Origin of the sequence: Bradyrhizobium sp. HKCCYLRH2047, from assembly GCF_051168175.1 — a bacterium.
Lineage (GTDB): Bacteria > Pseudomonadota > Alphaproteobacteria > Rhizobiales > Xanthobacteraceae > Bradyrhizobium.
This window is the reverse complement of the sequence record NZ_JBNPUM010000003.1, coordinates 86,824-107,304: the sequence shown is the minus strand read 5'-3', so window position 1 is coordinate 107,304 and position 20,481 is coordinate 86,824. Positions and strand designations below refer to the sequence as shown.

Here is a 20,481-nt window from a genome sequence, read left to right as displayed (position 1 = left end):
TCGTCGTCCCTTGGTCCGTCAAAAGCCGTCTGGATCAGAAGCCGTGTGCTGACGTCGTCAGCTCGGCTTCGAGCTTCGGCTGCCGCTTGAACAATTCCTCGATCAGCGCGTCGGCCGGCGCGCGGTTCGAGAAGTCGACCATGGTCGCCTTCTCCGCCCGGGCCGACGGCGCGAAGACCCGCTTCACGATGGTCGGCGAGCCCTTCAGGCCGCACTTCGAGATGTCCTCGACGCCGGCGTCCTTGGCGCTCCAGGTCACGATCTGAGCGCGCGCCGCACGGAGCGCATCGGCCATGGCGCCGCGGCGGATCTCGTTGGTCGCCTCCAGCATCGTCACCAGGCACGGCAGCCTGGTCTTCAGCACCTGAACGCCGCCCTCGGAGCGACGCTCGGCTTCGATGGTGCGCGCGACGGGATCGACCTCGTTGATCTTCGCCACATAGGTCAGTTGCAGCAGGCCCAGACGCTTGGCGATGCCCGGGCCGACCTGCGCGGTGTCGCCGTCGATCGTCTGCTTGCCGGTGAACACGATGTCCGGCGCTCCGAAGGTCTCGCTGATCTTGCGAATGGCTGTCGCCAGCGCATAGGTGGTCGCCAGCGTATCGGCGCCGGCAAAGAAGCGATCGGTCAGCAGCACGGCGCGGTCGGCGCCGTAGGTCAGTGCCCGGCGCAGCGAGTCTTCGGCGGACGGCGGCCCCATCGTCAGCACCGTCACCTCGCCGCCGAACTTGTCGCGCAGTTGCAGCGCCGCCTCGAGCGCGAACAGATCGTAGGGGTTGATGATGGTCGGCACACCCTGGCGCATGATGGTGTTGGTCACCGGATGAACGCGGATCTGCGCGGAGTCCGGAACCTGCTTGATGCAGACGACGATATGCATGCGATCACTCCGGGTGTGTAGGCCTGCGATCAGGACAGCAATTGTCGTACCAGTTTCGGCCGCGATGATTATCGGCACGGATTCAACACCTTGGCGCATGAACCTGAACTGCTTCTGAGAACTCGCCGCCGAGGTCCGACACGTCGCAAGCAACACGCGTCGGGAATGCGACAGGACTTTGAGAGCGCACCGCTCGCCTGAAAGCAGAAGCGCCGCCAGTGGTGCTGGCGGCGCTTCTGGGAGCGATCGTTAGTTCATGCGTTACTTGAGCGTCGTCAGCGACACGAATGGCTTGGGAGCCGGCTTCGGCGGCGCCACCGCCTCCTTGAGCACCTTGAACACCCGCTGATCGAGCGGCGTCGAGACGAGGAAGTCCTGATAGGCCTGCTCGAGGTACGACTTGCAGCGGGCTGCGACATCCTCGCTGGATACGCCGGAGAAGTCCTCGCTGACGAGGTACTGCCCCATCCGGCGGAGAATATGCAGCCGGCAGACATTGAGGATCTTGGGATCGTAGTCGACACCAAGCAGCTTGAAGAATTCCTCGGCAGCAGAGGTCTGCTTCAGTTCGTCCAGAACGTTCGGCGTTGCCACAGTCATTGCTTTGCTCCTTGACTCGAAATCGGATCAACCTCGCACAACGAGGTCGGCGCCGGAGGCGGCGGTCCCTGGCGCACCTTCTGTCTGATGTGAGCGAGCTGCGCTTCGAGAAACTCGATCCGGTCCAGCATCACGGAAAGGGCCTCACCGACCGGATCAGGCATCAGATGATGATCCAGATCGATGCGTCCGACGGTCCGCCGATGGGTGAATTCAGGCCGCACCACCTTGGCAGGGATGCCGACCACGGTGACGTCGGGCGGCGTGCTCTGGATGACGACGGAGTTGGCACCGACGCGGGTCCGCGGACCGATCGTGATCGGGCCGAGAATCTTGGCGCCGGCGCCGACGACGACACCGCTGTCCAGCGTCGGATGCCGCTTGCCTGGCGACCACGACGTGCCGCCCAGGGTGACGCCGTGATAGAGCGTGACATCATCGCCGATCTCGGCAGTTTCACCGATCACGACGCAGGCCCCATGATCGATGAAGAAGCGGCGGCCGATCTCGGCGCCCGGATGAATGTCGACATTCGACAGGAAGCGTCCGAGCCACGACAACAATCGTGCCGGAAAACGCCAGCCGCGAATCCACAGCCGATGCGCCAGGCGATGCCAGATCAGCGCGTGAATGCCGGGATAGGTCAGCAGGGTCTCGATTTCGCTGCGCGCCGCCGGATCGCGCGAGCGGACACAGCCAATGTCCTCGCGGATCAGGCGGAGCAGCGAGGGCCGGCTCGCCTCGACGACGATCGGCTTTGCAATGGGGGTATCGACGATGTCGCTCATGATCAGGCAAAGCTCGCCAGCGGGTGATCGCAGACTTCGCGCCAGATGGCCGCAACGGCCTCTTTCGGCACCGGCCCCTTGTGAACGACGGCATGCCTGCGCACGCGCGCCAGGATGTGCCGAGCCTGGTCGGCGCTCGCCGGCAGGCGCAGATCCGACAGCAGCGAGGTGATCGCCGACAGCCCGGAATGCTTCCCGATCACGATCCGGTTGGAGCGGCCGAACAGCACCGGATCGAGCGCCTGGTAGGTGCGCTGATCCTTCAGCAGGCCATCGACGTGAATGCCGGATTCATGGGTGAAGACGTGCTCGCCGACGATGGCCTTGTTGAGTGGAATGGCGCGCGCCGCAGCGGCCGCCACGACATTGGCGACGTGATCGAGCTCGGCCAGCACGATGCCGGTCTCGCGCCGGTAGAGCTGCCGCAGCGCGACCGCGACCTCCTCCAGCGGAGCATTGCCGGCGCGCTCGCCGAGGCCGATCACGGTGACCGATGCATGGGTCGCGCCCGCCTTGACCGCCGCCAGCGTGTTGGCGGTGGCAAGACCGAGATCGTCATGGCCGTGAAACTCGATCTCCAGGTCCGTGGTCGCGCGCAAGGCGCCGACCAGAGCTGACGTCGCGTCCGGATCGAGCACGCTCAGCGTATCGGCGACGCGGAAGCGCCGGGCGCCGACCGACTTTGCGGTCGCGATCACCTCGGCGAGAAAGCCGACATCGGCGCGCGAGGAATCCTCACCGCCGACGGCAACGGCCAGTCCGCGGCTCCGCGCATAGCCGACCACGCGCTTGAGCAGTTCCAGCGCGGCACTGCGGCTGCCGCCGAGCTTGGCGGCGATCTGCACGTCGGATGTCGGGATGGAGACATTCACCATCGAGACGCCGGCCGCGATCGCCGCATCGACATCCGCCTCGCGCATCCGGCACCAGCCGATGATGGTCGCGGGCAGACTCGCCTCGACGATCGCCCTGATGGCAGCGATCTCGTCGGCCCCCATTGCCGGCGTGCCGGCCTCGATCTCGGGAACGCCGGCTCGCGCCAGCGCACGGGCGATCGCGACCTTCTCTCCGAGAGCGAAGGCGACGCCCGGCGCCTGCTCGCCGTCGCGGAGCGTGGTATCGTTGAGGATGACCCGGGGCATCGGGCTCCCCGAGACCGCGCTCCCGTTGGCAGAGCCGGCATCTCGGGCATTCCTGGACCCGCGCTGTCCGGAGACGTCTGGCATTCACTCGCTCCGTCGCAACCTGTGTGTGGCCGCCAGAAGCACGACGCTCCGTTGCGGCCTGCCATTCACTCAGCAACGGCCATGCCACCGCCGGACACCACGCCAACCAATTGAATATCCGATTGTTTTTCCAACGTCTCGGATTGTCGGATTCGTGACAGCGTCGGACATCGAACGTCGACGCGGAGAGACATGCCCCGCGCCGCGCCTGGACCGCGCGGCGACCAAGGCTGCCGTCAGGCGTGGCGCCTGCGGCGCAGGTGGATGACGATGTCGATCCGCTCCATGCCGTAGCCCGGCAGCGGCTCGGGCAACTGCTCGAACGCGACCTGTTCGGGCACGTCGACGAGCTCGCCTTCGTCCTCATAGAAGAAGTGCGGATGCACGGTCGTATTGGTGTCGAAGAATGATTTCGAGCCGTCCACGCCGATCTGCCGCAGCAGTCCGAGCTCCACGAACTGGTTGAGGGTGTTGTAGATGGTGGCCTGCGAGATCTTCATGCCCGAAGCAACGGCAGCGGCATAGAGCGCGTCGGCGGTGATGTGGCGGTCGCCGCCGCCGAACAGAATCCGGCTCAGTTGCTGACGCTGCTGGGTAGGACGCAACCCGGCCCGACGCAGCGCGTCCTCGCATCGACGCATCAGGATCTCGCCAGCTTCGCAAGTCTCCGCCTGGGGACAACGTCCGCTGTCGGAGTTGCACGGGAATCCAAGCTGGCTGTCCAACAACATCGTCACGGTCCTCGAACTCACATCGCGGCGCCCGCCGCCTCCTGCAGCGCCACCTCGCGTCGCCGTTCGGCCATCCGGCTCTCGCCGCTCTCCTCGCCAAAACAAACCTCGAAGTCGTTGCACTGGGTACAGACCGGCGTCGTGCACATCACGAAGCCATCGTCCTCGCACAGCATGCGGTAGAAGAAGCGCTTCCAGCGCATGTTTCTGGCGTTGCGGCTCGCCAGCGGCGCGAAGTGGCGCATCAGCAGCCGCGACAGCTCGGACCGCTCGCGCAGGCCCAGGTCTTCCCAGAGATGGTTGGGCTCCATCGCGCGACGCGCCACCATGGCCGCGAGCCAGCGGCCGACCTCGCCGTCCGTGGAGCGCTGCGCGGCGAGCAGATCGCGCACCATCGTGATCTCGTCGTCGTCCGGCGCGGCCACGGCCCCGGTGAACGGCAGCCATGAGGAGTCGATCGAGGCTGCCGGAAACAACTGCGCCAGCAGCGCGATCAGCTCGACTGTCGAAAGCCCGGCGCGCTCCGCCAATACGCCGTGCTCCATCGCCGAGACGGAGAGAATCGACGCGACCACATGACGGTCGAAACCGATGTCGCTGTCGATCAGCGCGTCCTCGGGATCGACGCCGGTCAGCAGGCGGTAGATCTCGCGGCCGTGATGCCGCTTGTCCTCTTCGAACGAGCCGCTGCGCGGCGACTTTTGCAGGCCGGCAGCAACGGATTCCGAGACGCCCACGATTGCGATGGTCATAGCGCGATCCCCTGCCGCCATGTCGACGGGACATGCGATGAGGTACCGGCCTTCCGACGGGAGGAAGGCCGGTACCAAGACTGCTTAAGCCGTTGCGGCGAGATCGGCGGCAGTCTTTCCGATTTGGCTCTCGTCCACGGCCTTCATGATGCCGTGCTCCATCAGCATGTCCTCGAGCTCGTCCATCGTGATCGGCGTCGGGATGATGCCCTTGCCGCCGTTGTTGTGGATCTTCTGAGCCAGCGAGCGGTAGTGGCCGGCCTGGACCGAGTCCGGCGCGTATTCCAGCACGGTCATGCGGCGCAGCTCGGCGTGCTGCACGATGTTGTCGCGCGGCACGAAGTAGATCAGCTGCGTGCCGAGCTTCTTGGCGAGTGCTTCCGCCAGCTCCAGCTCCTTGTCGGTCTGGCGCTCGTTGCAGACCAGGCCGCCCAGGCGCACGCCGCCGGAATTCGCGTATTTCAGAATGCCCTTGGAGATGTTGTTGGCGGCATACATCGCCATCATCTCGCCGGACATCACGATGTAGATCTCCTGCGCCTTGTTCTCGCGGATCGGCATCGCGAAGCCGCCGCAGACCACGTCGCCGAGCACGTCGTAGGACACGTAGTCGATGTCCTCATAGGCGCCGTTCTCCTCCAGGAAGTTGATCGAGGTGATGACGCCGCGGCCGGCGCAGCCGACGCCCGGTTCCGGACCGCCGGACTCGACGCAGCGGATGTCGCGATAGCCGACCTTCATGACCTCCTCGATCTCGAGGTCCTCGACGCTGCCGGCGGCGGCGGCCAGGCTGAGAATGGTGTCCTGCGCCTTGGCGTGCAGGATCAGACGGGTCGAATCCGCCTTGGGGTCGCAGCCGACGATCAGGATCCGATGACCCATCTCGGCGAGCGCCGCGAGCGTGTTCTGCGACGTCGTCGATTTGCCGATGCCGCCTTTGCCGTAAAATGCGATTTGTCGAAGTGATGACATTCTGCTCTCCATCAACCGATTGCCAATGTCCCGCATGCGCCTTGCATGACGAGACCGCGTCCTCTCTCCAGAACCGGCAGACGGGTTATTGGGAAGGAGAGCATCGCTCGTCCGAAGCGTCGGCGTGCACTCAGCCCTCAACCTTTGCCTGAGCCCAGTTTTGCAACTGATGTGCCAGAGCTTTGGAATCGTTAAAAAGGCCATGTTTTGAAAGAGATGCGGCCAAGCTCGGCGCTAGGATGTACTTGTTGCAAATCCGACATCGGGGGTTTTCACCCGACGCTCCCGCGCCGTGCTGTCCGAAACGACACATGCCGCCGCGGCTCCGAGCGACGCTTCCGTAGAGAACACCGCGGAACGCTCGCCGAGGCCGGCCAGGAGCGGCGGTACGGAGTTTGCTTGATGTAGATCAAACCCGCTTTCGAACGGGCCAGCAGGAGTACTTTTGATGGCGAGCAAGGCGCGCGTCTTTGTCATTGAAGCCGATCAGGTGATCCGCTCGGCGCTCGGCTACATTCTCAGCGAGCGTCACGAGACCTTCACCTTCGCAGAGACCGCGGATGCACTGAGCAAGGCCGTGCGGGCCACACCCGATGCCGTCCTGGTCGGGAGCAGCATCCTGGAGGACGACGGCGCCGAGACCGTCGGCATGCTTGCCCGGAAGATGCATCAGGCTGGCATCATCGTGGTCGCGGGATCGACCCGATCGCCGCTCGCGCTGGCCGGCCTGCAGCAGGGCGCGGAAGCCATCATCGCCAAGCCGATCACCTTCGACGGCGTCACGCACGCGGTCGATTCCGTGCTGGCACGGCGCGGGAGCGAACCGGGCCCGACGGCATCGCCGGCCCGCATATCCACGGAGATCAGCCGGTGACACGGAGAGCCTGATGTTGAAGATGACCCAGACCACGGCGCCGGGGGCGCCGGACATCGAGGACATCGTCGAGAATTTCGCGCTGCTCGACGACTGGGACGACCGCTACCGCTATGTGATCGAGCTCGGCCGCGGCCTCCCGCCGCTGCCCGACGCCGACCGCAATGATGGCAACAAGGTGCAGGGCTGCACCAGCCAGGTCTGGCTCGCCACCACCGTGCGGCACGACGCCGCAGCACCGGCGCTCCGCTTCATCGGCGACAGCGACGCCCACATCGTTCGCGGCCTGGTCGCGATCCTCCTGGCCATGGTGTCGGGCCGCACGGCAAGCGAGATCCTGGCCGCCGATCCGATCGCCCTGTTCGAGAAGCTCGGCTTGCGCGAGCATTTGACCCCGCAGCGCTCCAACGGTTTCCGCTCGATGGTGGCCCGCATCAAGGCGGATGCCCAGGCGGCGCTGGCGGCGGCGGCGTAGGTTTGATTGGCTTATTTTCTGGCTTGATTGATCCGTCTTGTGGCGGCGATCTCGGTGCACCCTCTCCCCTTGTGGGAGAGGGTGGCGGCCCCTGGCGATGCGAAGCATCGCCCTGGGTCGCCGGGTGAGGGGTTGTCTCGGCATATTCAGACGGTCGTGGCTCGCGGAGACAACCCCTCACCCGAGTTTGCCTGGGACTCACAGCGGTGCTGCCCTCTCCCACAAGGGGAGAGGGCGCATCAATCGGCACCGTCTCTTTGCGATCATCAAGCGTAGGGCAAGTCGTCTCTACGCGAAAAACTCCTGCGCCTTCCTCAGCGCGCGCACGAGGACATCGACCTCTTCCCGCGTGTTGTACATCGCGAACGAGGCACGGCAGGTCGCCGTCACGCCGAAGCGTTCCAGCAGCGGCATGGCGCAATGGGTGCCGGCGCGGACCGCGACGCCGGAGCGGTCGATGACGGTGGCGAAGTCGTGGGCGTGGGCGCCCTGCATCTCGAACGAGACGATCGCGCCCTTGTCGGCGGCATTGCCGATGATGCGCAGCGAGTTGATCTCGCGCAGCTGCTCGGTGGCATAGGCGACGAGATCATGCTCGTGCGCCGCGATGCGCTGCTTGCCGATCGAGGCGACGTAATCGATCGCCGCGCCGAGCCCAGCCGCTTCAACGATCGGCGGCGTGCCGGCCTCGAAGCGATGCGGCGGGTCGCCATAGGTGACAAAGTCCCGCGATACCTCGCGGATCATCTCGCCGCCGCCGTTGAACGGCGGCATCGCGGCCAGGAGCTCGCGCTTGCCGTAGAGCGCGCCAATGCCGGTCGGACCGTAGATCTTGTGCCCGGTGACGCAGTAGAAGTCGGCGTCGAGATCGCGGACGTCGACCTCCATGTGCACGGCGGCCTGCGAGCCGTCGACCAGCACGGGAATGCCGCGGGCGTGCGCGATGCGGATGACCTCCTTGACCGGAACGACGGTGCCGAGCACGTTCGACATCTGCGTCATCGCCACCATCCTGGTGCGCGGGCTCAGGAGCTTCTCGAATTCGTCGAGCAGGAAGTTGCCGTCGTCATCGACCGGAGCCCATTTGATGACAGCACCCTGGCGCTCCCTGAGGAAATGCCAGGGAATGATATTGGCGTGGTGCTCCATGATCGAGAGCACGATCTCGTCGCCCGGCCCGATGCGCTCGCGCCCGAAGGTCTGCGCCACCAGGTTCACCGCCTCGGTGGCGCCGCGGGTGAAGATGATCTGCTCCGGGCTCTCAGCATTGAGGAACGCCGCGACCTTGGCACGGGCGCCCTCATAGGCCTCGGTGGCGGCGTTGGCGAGATGATGCAGGCCGCGATGCACGTTGGCATATTCGGACGTATAGACCTGGTTCATCCGGTCGAGCACCGCCTGCGGCTTCTGCGCCGAGGCGGCGTTGTCGAGATAGACCAGCGGCTTGCCGTGCACCTGCATGCCGAGGATGGGAAAATCCGCCCGGATGCGGCCGACGTCGTAGCCGCTTCCCTGCACCGCTGCATGCATCATCTACTCCCGTCGTCCGAGCCAGCCCAGCATCGCCTCGGTCAGCGCCGCCCGCACGCTCTCATTGGCCGCGCCTTCGATGATCTCGCCGATGAAGGCCTGGATCAGCAGCGCCTTGGCCTCCTTGGGCGGAATGCCGCGCGCCATCAAGTAGAACAACAGCTCATCGTCGATGGCGCCGGTGGTCGTGCCGTGACCACACTGCACGTCGTCGGCGAAGATCTCGAGCTCCGGCTTGCTGTCGGCCTCGGCCTCGTCGGACAACAGCAGCGCCCGCGACATCATCTTGGCGTCGGTCTTCTGCGCGCCGGGGCTGACGGTGATCTTGCCCTGGAACACCGCGCGCGCGGTATCGCCGACGACGGCCTTGAAGGTCTCGCGGCTCTGGCCGTTCTCGGCGGCGTGCTCAATAGCGAGCGTGGCATCGGCATGCTGCGTGCCCGACAGCAGCGCGCCGCCGCGGATATCGGCGACGGTGCCCTCACCCGCAAGGCGGACGAACAGCTGATTGCGCACCAGGCCGCCGCCGGCAACGAAGCCGAGCTGGTTGAAGGTCGCGCGCGCGCCGATATTGGCGAGCAGCGAGCCGATATGCAGCGCGCTGTTGCCCTCGCTGACGACCTTGACGTGATCGATCCGCGCCTCGTCGCCGACGACGAGTTGCATTGCGGCGTTCACCTGATACTCGCTGCCGTCGGGTCCCTGATGCGTCTCGACTATGGTGGCGCTGGCGCCGGCACCGATATTGACCAGCGACCGCGTGAACATCGAGGTCGCGACCCAGTTGGTCGTGACGAAGGCGACATGGATCGGCCGGCTCAGCACGGTGCCCGGTGCGACCAGGATCACGACCCCATTGGCGGCCAGCGCGGTGTTGAGCGCCAGCGCCGGATCGTCGTCCGGCACCATCGGGCCGAGACGCTGCGACAGCAGCGGCTTGTCGGCGGCGAGCGCGTCGGCCATCGGCTGGATGGTGAGGCCAGTCTCGAGATCGGCGAGGTCCGACAGCTCGGGCACGAAGGCGCCGTCGACGACCATCAGCTTGCGAAAGCCGGCGCCGGCGAACAAGTCGCGCGCCTCGCGCGCCTTGGCCTTCGCAGCATCGTCCGGAAGCGAAGCGAGACGCTTCGCCTCCTTCATCTGCGTGCGAAGATCGGTGTAGCGCCAGGCTTCGACGCGCCGATGCGGCAGGCCGACCGCGTTAAAGCGGTCGAATGCGGCGGCGCGCACCGCCGTGATCTCCTCGCCACCCGGCAGATAGCGGCGGGCGCCCTGATACAGATCGGCCAGTCCGAGCTCGGCCTTGGTCTTGCGGATCGCGACGCCCATGCTCGTGCTCCTCGCGCTCTTACGCCGCTTCGCTCTGATACTGGGCGTAACCGGTCGCCTCGAGCTCGCGCGCGAGGTCCGCGGTCCCGGTACGGACGATGCGCCCTGCCGCGAACACGTGGACGATGTCGGGCACGATGTAGTCGAGCAGCCGCTGATAATGGGTGATCACGATCATGCCGCGCTCAGCGGAGCGCAGCGCGTTGACACCGTTGGCGACGACCTTCAGCGCATCGATGTCGAGACCGGAATCGGTTTCGTCGAGCACGCAGAGCGAGGGCTGCAGCAGCGCCATCTGCAGGGTCTCGTTGCGCTTCTTCTCGCCGCCGGAGAAGCCGACATTGAGCGGCCGCTTCAGCATGTCGGCGTCGATGTTCAGGGTCTTGGCGATCTCGCGCACGCGCTTGATCAGGTCGGGCGACGACAGCTCCTCCTCGCCGCGCGCCTTGCGCTGGGCATTGAAGGCGGCGCGCAGGAACGTCAGGGTGGCAACGCCGGGGATCTCCAGCGGGTATTGGAACGCGAGGAACACACCCTTGGCGGCGCGCTCGTCGGCCGCCATCGCCAGCAGGTCCTCGCCGTTGAGATAGACCTCACCGGCGGTGACCTCGTAGCCGGGCTTGCCGGCGAGCACGTAGGACAGCGTCGACTTGCCGGCACCGTTCGGCCCCATGATGGCGTGGATCTCGCCCTTGTTCACGGTCAGGTCCAGGCCCTGGATGATCTTCCGTCCGCCGGCGATCTCGGCGTGGAGTCCCTTGATTTCGAGCAGGGCCGTCATCGAACACTCCTTCTGATGTTGTCGCCGCGCGACGCCGTCATCCAACCGAACCTTCGAGCGAGATCGAGATCAGCTTCTGCGCCTCGACGGCGAATTCCATCGGCAATTGCTGCAGCACGTCCTTGACGAAGCCGTTGACGACGAGGCCGACCGCTTCCTCTTGGCTAAGACCGCGCTGGATGCAGTAGAACAGCACGTCCTCGGAGATCTTGGACGTGGTTGCCTCGTGCTCGAACACCGCCGAGGAATTCTTCGCCTCGATGTAGGGCACGGTGTGTGCGCCGCATTTGTCGCCGATCAAGAGCGAGTCGCAGGCGGTGAAGTTGCGTGCCCCCGACGCCTTGCGATGCGCGCTGACCAGGCCGCGATAGGTGTTCTGCGACTTTCCGGCGGCGATGCCCTTGGAGATGATCCGGCTCGACGTGTTCTTGCCGAGATGGATCATCTTGGTGCCGCTGTCGACCTGCTGGAAGCCGTTGGAGATCGCGATCGAGTAGAACTCGCCGCTGGAATTGTCGCCACGCAGGATGCAGCTCGGATATTTCCAGGTGATCGCCGATCCCGTCTCGACCTGGGTCCAGGAGATCTTGGAATTGGTGCCGCGGCAGTCGCCACGCTTGGTGACGAAATTGTAGATGCCGCCGACCCCTTCCGAATTGCCGGGGTACCAGTTCTGCACCGTCGAATATTTGATCTCGGCATCATCGAGCGCGACCAGCTCGACCACGGCGGCATGGAGCTGGTTCTCGTCGCGCTGCGGCGCGGTGCAGCCTTCGAGATAGGAGACGTAAGCGCCCTTGTCGGCGATGATCAGGGTGCGCTCGAACTGGCCGGTGTTGCGCTCGTTGATGCGGAAATAGGTCGACAGCTCCATCGGACAGCGCACGCCCGGCGGGATGTAGACGAACGAACCGTCGGAGAAGACCGCCGAATTGAGCGTGGCGAAATAATTGTCGGTGGTCGGCACCACCGTGCCGAGATATTTCTGCACGAGGTCCGGGTGCTCGCGCAGCGCCTCGGAGATCGGCATGAAGATCACGCCGGCCTTTTTCAGCTCCTCCTTGAAGGTCGTCGCCACCGACACCGAGTCGAACACGGCATCGACCGCGATCCTGCTGCGCGGCGCCGCGGCCTCGCCGTCGACATTGGTTTCCGCCGCCGCAGGCCGCTCGACGCCCTCGAGGATTTCGACCTCACGCAGGGGAATGCCGAGCTTTTCGTAGGTCTTCAGGATCTCCGGATCGATCTCGTCGAGCGAGGCCACCTTCTTCTTCGGCTTCGGCGCGGCGTAATAATAGAGATCCTGATAGTCGATCCTGGGATAGCCGACCCGTGCCCAGGTCGGCTCGGTCATGGTCAGCCAGCGGCGATAGGCCTCCAGCCGCCATTCCAGCATCCAGGCCGGCTCGTTCTTCTTGGCCGAGATGAAGCGGATGGTGTCTTCCGACAGCCCCTTCGGAGCCTTCTCGGATTCGATGACGGTCTCGAACCCGTAGCGATATTGATCGACGTCAATGCCCTTGACCCGATCAATGGTCTCCTGAACTGCTGCCATCGCTCACTCCGCTTGCAATGTTTCCGCCGCGGCCCGCGTCAGGCAGGGACGCAGGTGTCCGGCACCGGACAGACAGCAGCGCATTGCGGCGCGTCGAAATGGCCTTCGCACTCCGTGCACTTCTTCGGATCGATGATGTACATGTCGTTCTTGAGCCGAATGGCTGCGTTCGGGCACTCGAACTCGCATGCCCCGCAGACCGTGCATTGTGAGGCGATGATCTTGTAGGTCATGTGCAGCTCCCGCGATTCCTGCGACATCGAGCGATGTCATTCGCGCGTTATCTTTCAAGCGCCGTGCCAGAGAGCATTTGGTTGATTTCTAAGGAGGATTCTAAAGTTCGCCGGTCACGGCGAGCTGTCGCTCTCCCGACAGCATGTCGCAAGTGCGACAGGACGCGAGGTAAGCGGTAGTCTCCGAAATCGGACTGCCAACCGCGACGACGGTGCGCTCCCCTCCCCCTTGCGGGGAGGGGTCGGGGGTGTGGGTCCACGCGCACGCTGCATGTGATGCGCGCTGATGCTCTGTCGAGGACACCGGCCATCGTTGATACATCGAACCGCTGAGCAACCGAGCGTAAGCCGCGGCAAGACCTGCATAACGATCGAATGCACTCACAACGATTTGCGTTCGGAGACCCCCCAACCCCTCCCCGCAAGGGGGAGGGGAGCCGACCACCATCGTGGTTGAAAGCTCGACTCTCACGATGACTGCAGCGGTCGACCGCAGCATGCGCCCAAACAAAAGGGCGCGCCAGCCGCGCGCCCTTCAAAAAGCCGAAGCCAGGCCGCTCAGAACCGCTTGACCTCGATATTGTGCTTCTTCAGCGCGTAGCCGATCTGGCGCGGCGTCAGGCCGAGCAGGCGGGCGGCCTTGGCCTGGACCCAACCGGACCGCTCCATCGCCTGCACGATGCGGTCGCGTTCCGGCACAGCGCCGCCCTCCATGCTATCGGAATACTCGCCGTCATCGGCATCGATCGCCGGCAGCTCGACGGGAGCCTCGACCGGCGCCGACGTCCGCGGCAGGATCGGCAGCGGCACCATCGGCTGGCCGCGCGGCGGCGGAGGCGTCACCGTATTGCCCTTCCACAGGATCGCCGACATGCACTCGTTGCGACTGCAGGCGAAGTCGTCCATGCCGATCGCCGAGCCCGTCGCCATGGTCGCGGTCCGCTGCACGCAGTTCTCCAGCTCGCGCACATTGCCAGGAAAGCCGCAATGCATCAGCACCTCGATGGCGCTGACGTCGAAGGTGAGATCGCGCTCGTTCTCGCAATTGAAGCGGCGCAGGAACTCGCGCGCCAACTGCGGAATGTCGCTGCGCCGCTCGCGCAACGGCGGCAATTTGATCGGCACCACGCTGATGCGGTAGTAGAGGTCGGCGCGGAACTCGTTGCGCGACACCGCCTCCTCGAGATTGCGGTTGGTGGCGGTGACGATGCGGACATCGACCTTGATGGTCTGGTTGCCGCCGACGCGCTCGAACTCCTGCTCCTGCAGCACGCGCAGCAGCTTGGCCTGGAACGCCGGGGAGATCTCGCCGATCTCGTCGAGGAACAATGTGCCCTTGTCGGCCAGTTCGAAGCGGCCCTTGCGAGCGTTGATCGCGCCCGTGAAGGCGCCCTTCTCGTGGCCGAACAGCTCCGACTCCAGCACCGTCTCCGGCAATGCGGCGCAGTTGATCTTGATGAACGGCCGCTTCGCGCGATTGGACAGTTCATGGATCGCCTTCGCCACCAGCTCCTTGCCGGTGCCGGATTCCCCGCGCAGCAGCACCGGCGCATTCGACTTGGCGACGACGTTGATCTTCTCCAGCAGCACGCGCAGCGCCGGGCTGTCGCCGACGATGCCGTCGACCAGCACCCTCTTGCGATCCTTCGGCACCGGCTTCAGTTCCGAGAGCTCCTTCTGCAGCCGGTGGCTTTCCGCCATCAACCGCTCGCGGTCGCGCGCCACGACGCGATGCAGCTTGATGGTCTGGCCGATCAGATTGGCGACCATGGTCAGGAAGCGCACATCGGAATCCAGCCGGAAGACGGCGCGGCCGTCCCAGACCCGGTCGATCGTCAGGGTGCCGACGACGCGCTGGTCGATGCGGATGGGAACACCGAGGAAGGACACACGGGTGTCGGCGCCGGCGCCGAGCGTGGCCGCATCCGCATCGCTGAAGGCGGGATGATCGGCGACGTTCTCGGCGATCAGCGGCACGGCGGTGGCGACGATCTGGTCAATGGCCTTCTGCGGCAGGCGCTCGCGATAACGCTGGTCGCTGCCTTCGCTCCACCCGGCCCCGACTGCGAGATCGGGAATGCCGTCATCGGCGAGCAGCGACACCACGCCGTGGCGCATCTGCATGAAGGACTGCAACAGGTTGACGACATTGGCGAGGGTGATCTCCAGCCGCGTCGGCGCGGCGAGAATTTTCGAGATTTCGAAAATTCCGGTTAGCGCGATCTCGCTGAGCGGGATCGGCGCGGCGTTGGACCTGACGTCCTGAGCTTCGACCTGACGTGTTTCCGTTTGGACCATCGTCGCTTCTCTGATCGTCACGAACGCCTTGGTGAAGCCGCCCGTGATTGTAGGTGTTCTAACATCCTCCCTTAACCGCAGATGATTGTCGTGCCTAACTTTGCTGCATTGCCGCAGAAGTAGTGTGCAACGGACAGATCAGAAAAGCTGCAGGCTTTCATGATGTTAACAAATTAGTTTGCACCCGTGACGATGCGTGCATTGCACGTCCGCCCGGGCGGCAAAGACGATGCGCCTGACGATTTCGCGTTGTCTTCTCGACATCTAGTATTCGCGTATCCGCCGGCATGTTTGCGACCGGATCGCAACGGACAACACCTGAACACCAACTTTCCACGTCCGGCCCGCCGCTCATCTCCTTCGGCTGCCAGCCGCGGCATGACGCGTTCACATCCGCGTGTCGGCCGCGCGCGGCTGTGATCAACCTAGAGGTGCTGCCCCCCGTTGATCTGAATCTCCTCGCCGGTCACGTAGCTCGCCGCATCCGAGCACAAAAAGAACAGCACCTTGGCGACCTCTTCCGGCGCGCCGATCCGGCGCATCGGAATCAGCGGCGAGAACCGCGCCTCGGTCTCCGGCGACACCATCTCGGTCTTGATCTCGCCCGGCGCGATGGCGTTGACGCGGATGCCATGCGGCGCGAAGTCGTGCGCCATCTCGCGAGTCAGGCAGGCGAGCGCCGCCTTCGAGGTCGCATAGGCTGTGCCCGCAAACGGATGGACGCGGGTGCCGACGATCGAGGTCACGTTGACGACCGCGCCCTGCCCGCGCTTCAGCTCCTCGAACAGCCCGCGCGCCAGCAGGATCGGTCCGAGAAAATTGACGTGAAAGACGGTCATCCAGGTTTCGACCGAGGTCGACAGCGAATCCAGCCGGCCGCCGTCGCCGGCCTTCGGAGAGATCGCGGCATTGTTGATCAAGGCATGCAGCGGCGCGCCGTCGAGCCGCTGCTTGATGTCGGCAATCGCACGCGGGATCGCCTTGCGATCGCTGAGATCGACCTGGACGTGATTGTCGGGACCGGCGTCCCACGGACAGCGGCCGCCATCGAAAGGCTGGCGCGAGCAGGTGATGATGCGCCAGCCGGCGTCGGAGAACAGCTTTGCGGTCGCATGACCGATGCCGCGCGAGCCGCCGGTCAGCACGAGCGTTTTCTGCTCGGTGCGCGCGGGCCGCTCGGCGGCGGCCATGTCTCGATGGAACGGGCACGCCGTGATGGTCCCGGCCGCCTCGATGACGGGTTCGCGGACGTCCTGGTCGAGATCGAGGCTCACCTCATCCGTCCTGATCCTGCGCCGCAACGCCACCAGGACGCCGGCTACCGAGCTTCGGCTGCTGCCTTTGCCTCAGACGTGGTCTGGGCGCAGGCTCCGCGACGATCGGAAATACCAGTGGTATCGCCATGCTCCGGTTGTGCAGATTCCGGGCCAGCGAAAACAGCGGGCAAAGCAGCCTTTTCCTGTCGGGTTCGCGACAGATTGGCGGGTTCTGGACACATCCCGCGTCAGCTTTGGACCGCGTCCTTCGCAAGACCGTCAAAGCGCGATCGTTTTCAGAACGATGGCCGATGGTCCAACTCTTGCTCGACGGAACCGATCATTCGAACTGGAAGACCGCTTGTCAGTCGAACGACGGACAGCCACGAGACGCCAACAGCGTATGGACCAGGACATGGGGACGAATGCAGTGCGCTTCGCCGTGGTCCTCGGGACCAACGACGTCGCGTCGGCGATCGGCGTGCATCTGCATCGTGCCGGCTTCTGCGTGGTGCTGTCGCATGATCCCAATCCGCCGGTCATGCGCCGCAAGATGGCGTTTCACGACGCCCTGTTCGGCGACACGGTCCGCGTCGAGAACGTGACCGGCGAGCGCATCGAGAGCACGATGGAGGTGTTCAAGGCGCTCGGCAATCCCCGGCACGTCCTCGTCACCCCACTCGGATTGCTCGATCTCCTGCCGGTCCGTCCCATCGACGTTCTGATCGACGCGCGGATGCAGAGGCGCGAAGTGACCCCGGACCTGCGCGGCATGACGCGGCTCTCGATCGGCATCGGTCCGGGTTTCTCGCCGTCGGCCAATTGCGATATCGCGATCGAGACCCGGCCGGACCGGGTCGGCCAGATCGTACGCCAGGGCTGGACGCTGGCAACGGATGATGTCGGCGCGCTAATCGGCGTCGAGTGCCTGGTGCATTCGCCGCATGAGGGCCGATGGCATACTCCGATCGAGATCGGCACGCGCATCTACAAGGGCTTCGTGATCGGCCATCTCTCCGGCGCGCCGGTCACGGCCCCCCATGACGGCATCCTGCGCGGCATCGTCCGCGACGGCAGCGACCTGCCGGCCGGCATCGCGCTCGCCGAGATCGATCCACGCGGCCGTCATGCGCAGTGGACCGGGATCGATGCGCAGGGACAGGCACTCGCCCAGGCGACGCTGGCCGCCACGCGGCTGCATGTCGCGCACTGCATCAGGACGAGCGCGAGCCTGCCCGCGGACCTGCCCGCGGATCAGATCGTTTCGAACGATTCTGATTAGCCCGCGCCCTGCGCGCCGGCCTTGGCATCCCGGTTGCTTATCGTTTGCAGGAGCGAGCAACAGCCATGATCATCTGTTCCTGCAACGTCATCAGCGACACGGCCATTCGCGACGTCGTCACGGCGGCCGACATCACCTTCGGCTCGCCGGCGCAAGTGTATGATTGTCTCGGCTGCACGGTCCAATGCGGCCTCTGCTCGCGCTCGGTGAAACGGATTCTCGACGAGCGGCAGGCTGACACGGCCGTCGCGGCGGTGTGGCCGGTGCAGCCCGAGCCGGCGCCGTGCGCGATGATGTCCGCCGCGTAGCTCCGACACGGATTTGTCGGATGTCGGACAAAGGCGACAACGCCGAGCTGCACACGTCTATCCGCATCGCAGTCCGTCACCTCAATGCGTGTTGCTCTCGCTCCACGTCTCCAGGTCCTTGGCCGCCTCCGAGCGCTGCTCCTTCTCCGGCTTCTCGGCCCAGGGCTTGTCGGTCTGCTTCATCGAGCCCCAGTCGCTTTTCTGGCGCGGATCGTCCTTCGGCGTTTCCTTGCTCATCAGCTCGCTCCTTGTCCGCTCGCGCTCACCCGGCGGGATCCTCGGTGGCACGCCTCGACGGTGTGACCTGCGTGGCAATCATCGGGACGAGACGAAGTTCCAAGGCATGCTCGCCATAGGCGATCTGCCGCGGAGCTGCCGCCGCGTGCTCCGCGCGGCAAATTGCGAATAGCCGGTCGGATGGTTCGTTGCGGCCGGACTCACGCCGCGTCGGCCGGCACCATCGCCTCGATCGTGACGCCGGCGCCGGTGGAGGCCACCGTCAGGGTGCCCCCCAGCGCCAGCAGCCGCTCGCGCATGCCGGTGAGGCCGAAGCCGAGCTTGTGCTCCGGGCTGAACCCGCGGCCGTCGTCGCGGACGCGCACCCGCGTATAGCTGCGGCGATGGCCGGCCGTCGTCTGCTGCAGCGGCTCGATGGTGACGTCGACCGCGGTGGCCTCGGCGTGGCGGAACACGTTGGTCAGCGCCTCCTGCACCACCCGGTAGATCGTCAGCTCCGCCGTCTCGTTGCTGCGCACGACCGTGTCGGTGAAGCTGGTCTCGATCGCGACCTCCGGGCGCGACTCCCGCCACAGCCGCACCAAAGCGCCGAGCGCCTCGCGTAAGCCAAGCTCGGCGAGGCCGACGGGCCGCAGCCGCTCCAGGATGCGGCGGTTGAACTGCTGCACGGCGTTGACCTGGTCGAGGATCGCCTGGCCGTGCCGACGCATCGCGGCGACGTCGAGCGTCGCAGCCTCCGGCAATCGCATCAGCGCGCTGGCATGGGCGCGCAGCGCGAACAAATGCGGCCCGAACTCGTCATGCAGCTCGCGCGCGATTTCCTTGCGCTCGTGGTCCTGCAGCGACACCGTGCGCTCGGCCAGGCGGCGCTTCTCCTCCACCGCCTCGCCGAGCGCGCCGGCGAGATGGTTGAGCTTGGCGCAGAGCGCCGCGAGCTCGGGCGCGCCGCCCGGCTTGACGCGGGTATCGTAGGCGCCGGCCTCGATCCGGCTCATCGCGTCCGACAGATCCGAAAGCGGCGCCAGCGCGCGGCCGACCACGAGCATGGTGATCGCGAACAACGCCAGCCCGACCAGCGAGCCGACGACGAGCTGGGTGACGATGCCGTCCCAGATCTCCGCGATCTCGTCGTCGGGATGCGAGGTGATCACCAGCGAGTCACTTTGGCCGGCGACGATGACCGGCATGCTGACCGAGGTCTTGTCGGGATGCACCAGTGCGATGAACCACGCCGGTGCCGCGCGGCCGACGCCGGGAGAGGGCGGAGTCTGCGCCGGCATTCCCTGCCGTCTCACGCTGACGTGACGAAGCTGTCGGAGATCGCCGACGATCCGGTCCAGCCGCGCGTTCGGATCCGGCGCGTCGTTGACCTCGTCCATGATGGTCTCGACGAAGGCCCGCGTCAGGCGGATGACGCTCTGGTCCTCCGCCAGCACGCGCGGCGCCGCCTCCAGCACGAGACGGCCGATGTTGATGGCGAGGCCCAGCGTCAGCAGCAGCGCCAGCAGCACGTTGATGCGGGTCCGCAACGACCAATTCTGCCACATTCTCTCCGCCTCACCGCCACCGGGTTTCATGCGCACTCACGTTGACAGACAAATCCGCCGGCGATCTAATTGCAACATCATGCAATACCGCGCAGCATGCATCCATGATGCATCGCAACAATGACGCGAGTTGGAAGTCCGGGACCCCAAGGCCATGCGCGTACTGATCGTCGATGACCATCCCATTGTGGCATCAGGCTGCCGGGCCCTGCTCTCGACCGATCCGGAGCTCGAGCTGATCGAAGCCGCGGACGCCGAGAGCGGCGAAGCCGGCTTCATCGCGCGCCGGCCGGACGTCTGCGTCGTCGACATCAACCTGCCGACCGTCTCCGGCTTCGAGCTGGCGCGGCGCATCCTCGCCCACGACGGCAATGCCCGGCTGATCATGTTCAGCATGAACGACGATCCGGTGTTCGCGGCGCGCGCCATCGACATCGGCGCCAAGGGCTACGTCTCCAAGAGCGGCGATCCGAACGATCTCGCCGAGGCGATCCGCGAGGTCGCCCGCGGCGGCAGCTATCTGCCGCCGGCGATCGCGCGCAGCATCGCGTTCGCGGGCGCCGCCGTCGCGCAGAGCCCGCTGGCGAAACTGACCTCGCGCGAGCTCGAGATCCTGCGCCTGCTCAGCGCCGGCAAGAGCCTGTCGGAGATTGCCTGGCTGATCCACTCGTCCTACAAGACCGTCGCCAACACCTCCTCGATCATCCGCCAGAAGCTCGGCGTGCGAACATCCGGCGAGCTGGTGCGTTTGGCGATCGAGAACGGCGTTGCTTGACTCGTCCCGACTGAACGACGCTGCCTGACACGCGTTGGCGACAGCCACGCCA

21 protein-coding genes are annotated in these 20,481 nt (G+C 65.5%); 5 read left to right on the top strand and 16 right to left on the bottom strand.

The genetic code is table 11. The features are described 5' to 3' along the window. Positions 1-34: 34 nt before the first annotated feature. From ACQR1D_RS07780 to nifH, 7 genes are all read right to left on the bottom strand, one after another. Positions 35-880 carry an electron transfer flavoprotein subunit beta/FixA family protein gene (locus tag ACQR1D_RS07780; RefSeq protein ID WP_315803658.1) on the bottom strand — a complete coding sequence of 282 codons (846 nt, stop codon included), beginning with the start codon at positions 878-880 and terminating at the stop codon, positions 35-37. Positions 881-1,141: 261 nt separating this feature from the next. Further along, complete coding sequence (nifW, locus tag ACQR1D_RS07775) at positions 1,142-1,480, bottom strand: nitrogenase stabilizing/protective protein NifW (protein WP_434837729.1); 339 nt, start codon at positions 1,478-1,480, stop codon at positions 1,142-1,144. Next, on the bottom strand, positions 1,477-2,268 hold the full coding sequence (gene cysE, locus ACQR1D_RS07770) for a serine O-acetyltransferase (protein WP_316216994.1): 792 nt from the start codon (positions 2,266-2,268) through the stop codon (positions 1,477-1,479). Before cysE ends, nifW begins: the two co-directional genes overlap by 4 nt. 2 nt (positions 2,269-2,270) lie before the next feature. Then, positions 2,271-3,410, bottom strand: coding sequence for a homocitrate synthase (nifV, locus tag ACQR1D_RS07765; protein WP_315803661.1), 1,140 nt, complete (start codon positions 3,408-3,410; stop codon positions 2,271-2,273). Between the two features lie 320 nt (positions 3,411-3,730). Beyond that, positions 3,731-4,225 carry a Fur family transcriptional regulator Irr gene (irr, locus tag ACQR1D_RS07760; protein WP_315803662.1) on the bottom strand — a complete coding sequence of 165 codons (495 nt, stop codon included), beginning with the start codon at positions 4,223-4,225 and terminating at the stop codon, positions 3,731-3,733. 17 nt (positions 4,226-4,242) lie between these two features. After that, the gene (locus ACQR1D_RS07755; protein WP_434837728.1) at positions 4,243-4,977 is read right to left on the bottom strand and encodes a nitrogen fixation protein NifQ; all 735 of its coding nucleotides are present in this window, start codon (positions 4,975-4,977) and stop codon (positions 4,243-4,245) included. Between the two features lie 84 nt (positions 4,978-5,061). Beyond that, positions 5,062-5,949 (bottom strand): nitrogenase iron protein, encoded by an 888-nt coding sequence (gene nifH, locus ACQR1D_RS07750; protein WP_315803664.1) that lies wholly within the window; start codon positions 5,947-5,949, stop codon positions 5,062-5,064. A 448-nt stretch (positions 5,950-6,397) separates the two neighbouring features. On the opposite strand from nifH, the gene ACQR1D_RS07745 reads away from it, so the two are divergent. Continuing rightward, on the top strand, positions 6,398-6,823 hold the full coding sequence (locus tag ACQR1D_RS07745; RefSeq protein ID WP_315803698.1) for a response regulator: 426 nt from the start codon (positions 6,398-6,400) through the stop codon (positions 6,821-6,823). Between the two features lie 13 nt (positions 6,824-6,836). Beyond that, positions 6,837-7,298, top strand: coding sequence for a SufE family protein (locus tag ACQR1D_RS07740; RefSeq protein WP_434837718.1), 462 nt, complete (start codon positions 6,837-6,839; stop codon positions 7,296-7,298). 288 nt (positions 7,299-7,586) lie between these two features. Here ACQR1D_RS07740 and ACQR1D_RS07735 read toward each other — a convergent pair whose 3' ends face one another. The 7 genes from ACQR1D_RS07735 to ACQR1D_RS07705 all read right to left on the bottom strand — a co-directional run bounded on the left by ACQR1D_RS07735 (position 7,587) and on the right by ACQR1D_RS07705 (position 16,298). After that, the gene (locus ACQR1D_RS07735) at positions 7,587-8,828 is read right to left on the bottom strand and encodes a cysteine desulfurase (protein ID WP_315803801.1); all 1,242 of its coding nucleotides are present in this window, start codon (positions 8,826-8,828) and stop codon (positions 7,587-7,589) included. A 3-nt stretch (positions 8,829-8,831) separates the two neighbouring features. Continuing rightward, the gene (gene sufD / locus ACQR1D_RS07730) at positions 8,832-10,157 is read right to left on the bottom strand and encodes a Fe-S cluster assembly protein SufD (RefSeq protein ID WP_316216998.1); all 1,326 of its coding nucleotides are present in this window, start codon (positions 10,155-10,157) and stop codon (positions 8,832-8,834) included. Positions 10,158-10,176: 19 nt separating this feature from the next. Further along, positions 10,177-10,938 carry a Fe-S cluster assembly ATPase SufC gene (gene sufC, locus ACQR1D_RS07725; protein WP_315803701.1) on the bottom strand — a complete coding sequence of 254 codons (762 nt, stop codon included), beginning with the start codon at positions 10,936-10,938 and terminating at the stop codon, positions 10,177-10,179. A 37-nt stretch (positions 10,939-10,975) separates the two neighbouring features. Then, positions 10,976-12,493 (bottom strand): Fe-S cluster assembly protein SufB, encoded by a 1,518-nt coding sequence (gene sufB, locus ACQR1D_RS07720; protein WP_434837717.1) that lies wholly within the window; start codon positions 12,491-12,493, stop codon positions 10,976-10,978. A 38-nt stretch (positions 12,494-12,531) separates the two neighbouring features. Next, positions 12,532-12,726 carry a 4Fe-4S dicluster domain-containing protein gene (locus ACQR1D_RS07715; protein ID WP_006609648.1) on the bottom strand — a complete coding sequence of 65 codons (195 nt, stop codon included), beginning with the start codon at positions 12,724-12,726 and terminating at the stop codon, positions 12,532-12,534. 558 nt (positions 12,727-13,284) lie between these two features. Next, entirely contained in the window at positions 13,285-15,024 is a 1,740-nt protein-coding gene (nifA, locus tag ACQR1D_RS07710; RefSeq protein WP_434837716.1) for a nif-specific transcriptional activator NifA, read from the bottom strand. A gap of 425 nt (positions 15,025-15,449) precedes the next feature. Next, positions 15,450-16,298, bottom strand: a complete 849-nt coding sequence (locus ACQR1D_RS07705; RefSeq protein WP_434837715.1) for an SDR family NAD(P)-dependent oxidoreductase — start codon at positions 16,296-16,298, stop codon at positions 15,450-15,452. Between the two features lie 397 nt (positions 16,299-16,695). Between ACQR1D_RS07705 and ACQR1D_RS07700 the strand changes: the two genes are divergently transcribed. Next, positions 16,696-17,562: a xanthine dehydrogenase gene (locus tag ACQR1D_RS07700; protein ID WP_434837714.1), complete on the top strand. Its 867-nt coding sequence runs from the start codon at positions 16,696-16,698 to the stop codon at positions 17,560-17,562. 65 nt (positions 17,563-17,627) lie between these two features. Continuing rightward, complete coding sequence (locus ACQR1D_RS07695) at positions 17,628-17,870, top strand: (2Fe-2S)-binding protein (RefSeq protein WP_316179915.1); 243 nt, start codon at positions 17,628-17,630, stop codon at positions 17,868-17,870. An 81-nt stretch (positions 17,871-17,951) separates the two neighbouring features. Here the strand turns inward: ACQR1D_RS07695 and ACQR1D_RS07690 are convergent, their stop codons facing one another. Further along, positions 17,952-18,107: a hypothetical protein gene (locus tag ACQR1D_RS07690; RefSeq protein ID WP_315803707.1), complete on the bottom strand. Its 156-nt coding sequence runs from the start codon at positions 18,105-18,107 to the stop codon at positions 17,952-17,954. A gap of 200 nt (positions 18,108-18,307) precedes the next feature. Beyond that, positions 18,308-19,654 (bottom strand): ATP-binding protein, encoded by a 1,347-nt coding sequence (locus ACQR1D_RS07685; RefSeq protein ID WP_315803708.1) that lies wholly within the window; start codon positions 19,652-19,654, stop codon positions 18,308-18,310. A gap of 154 nt (positions 19,655-19,808) precedes the next feature. Here ACQR1D_RS07685 and ACQR1D_RS07680 point away from each other — a divergent pair, with 154 nt between their 5' ends. Beyond that, a complete protein-coding gene (locus tag ACQR1D_RS07680; protein WP_315803709.1) occupies positions 19,809-20,429 on the top strand; it encodes a response regulator transcription factor in 621 nt (206 codons plus the stop codon). Positions 20,430-20,481: the final 52 nt, after the last annotated feature.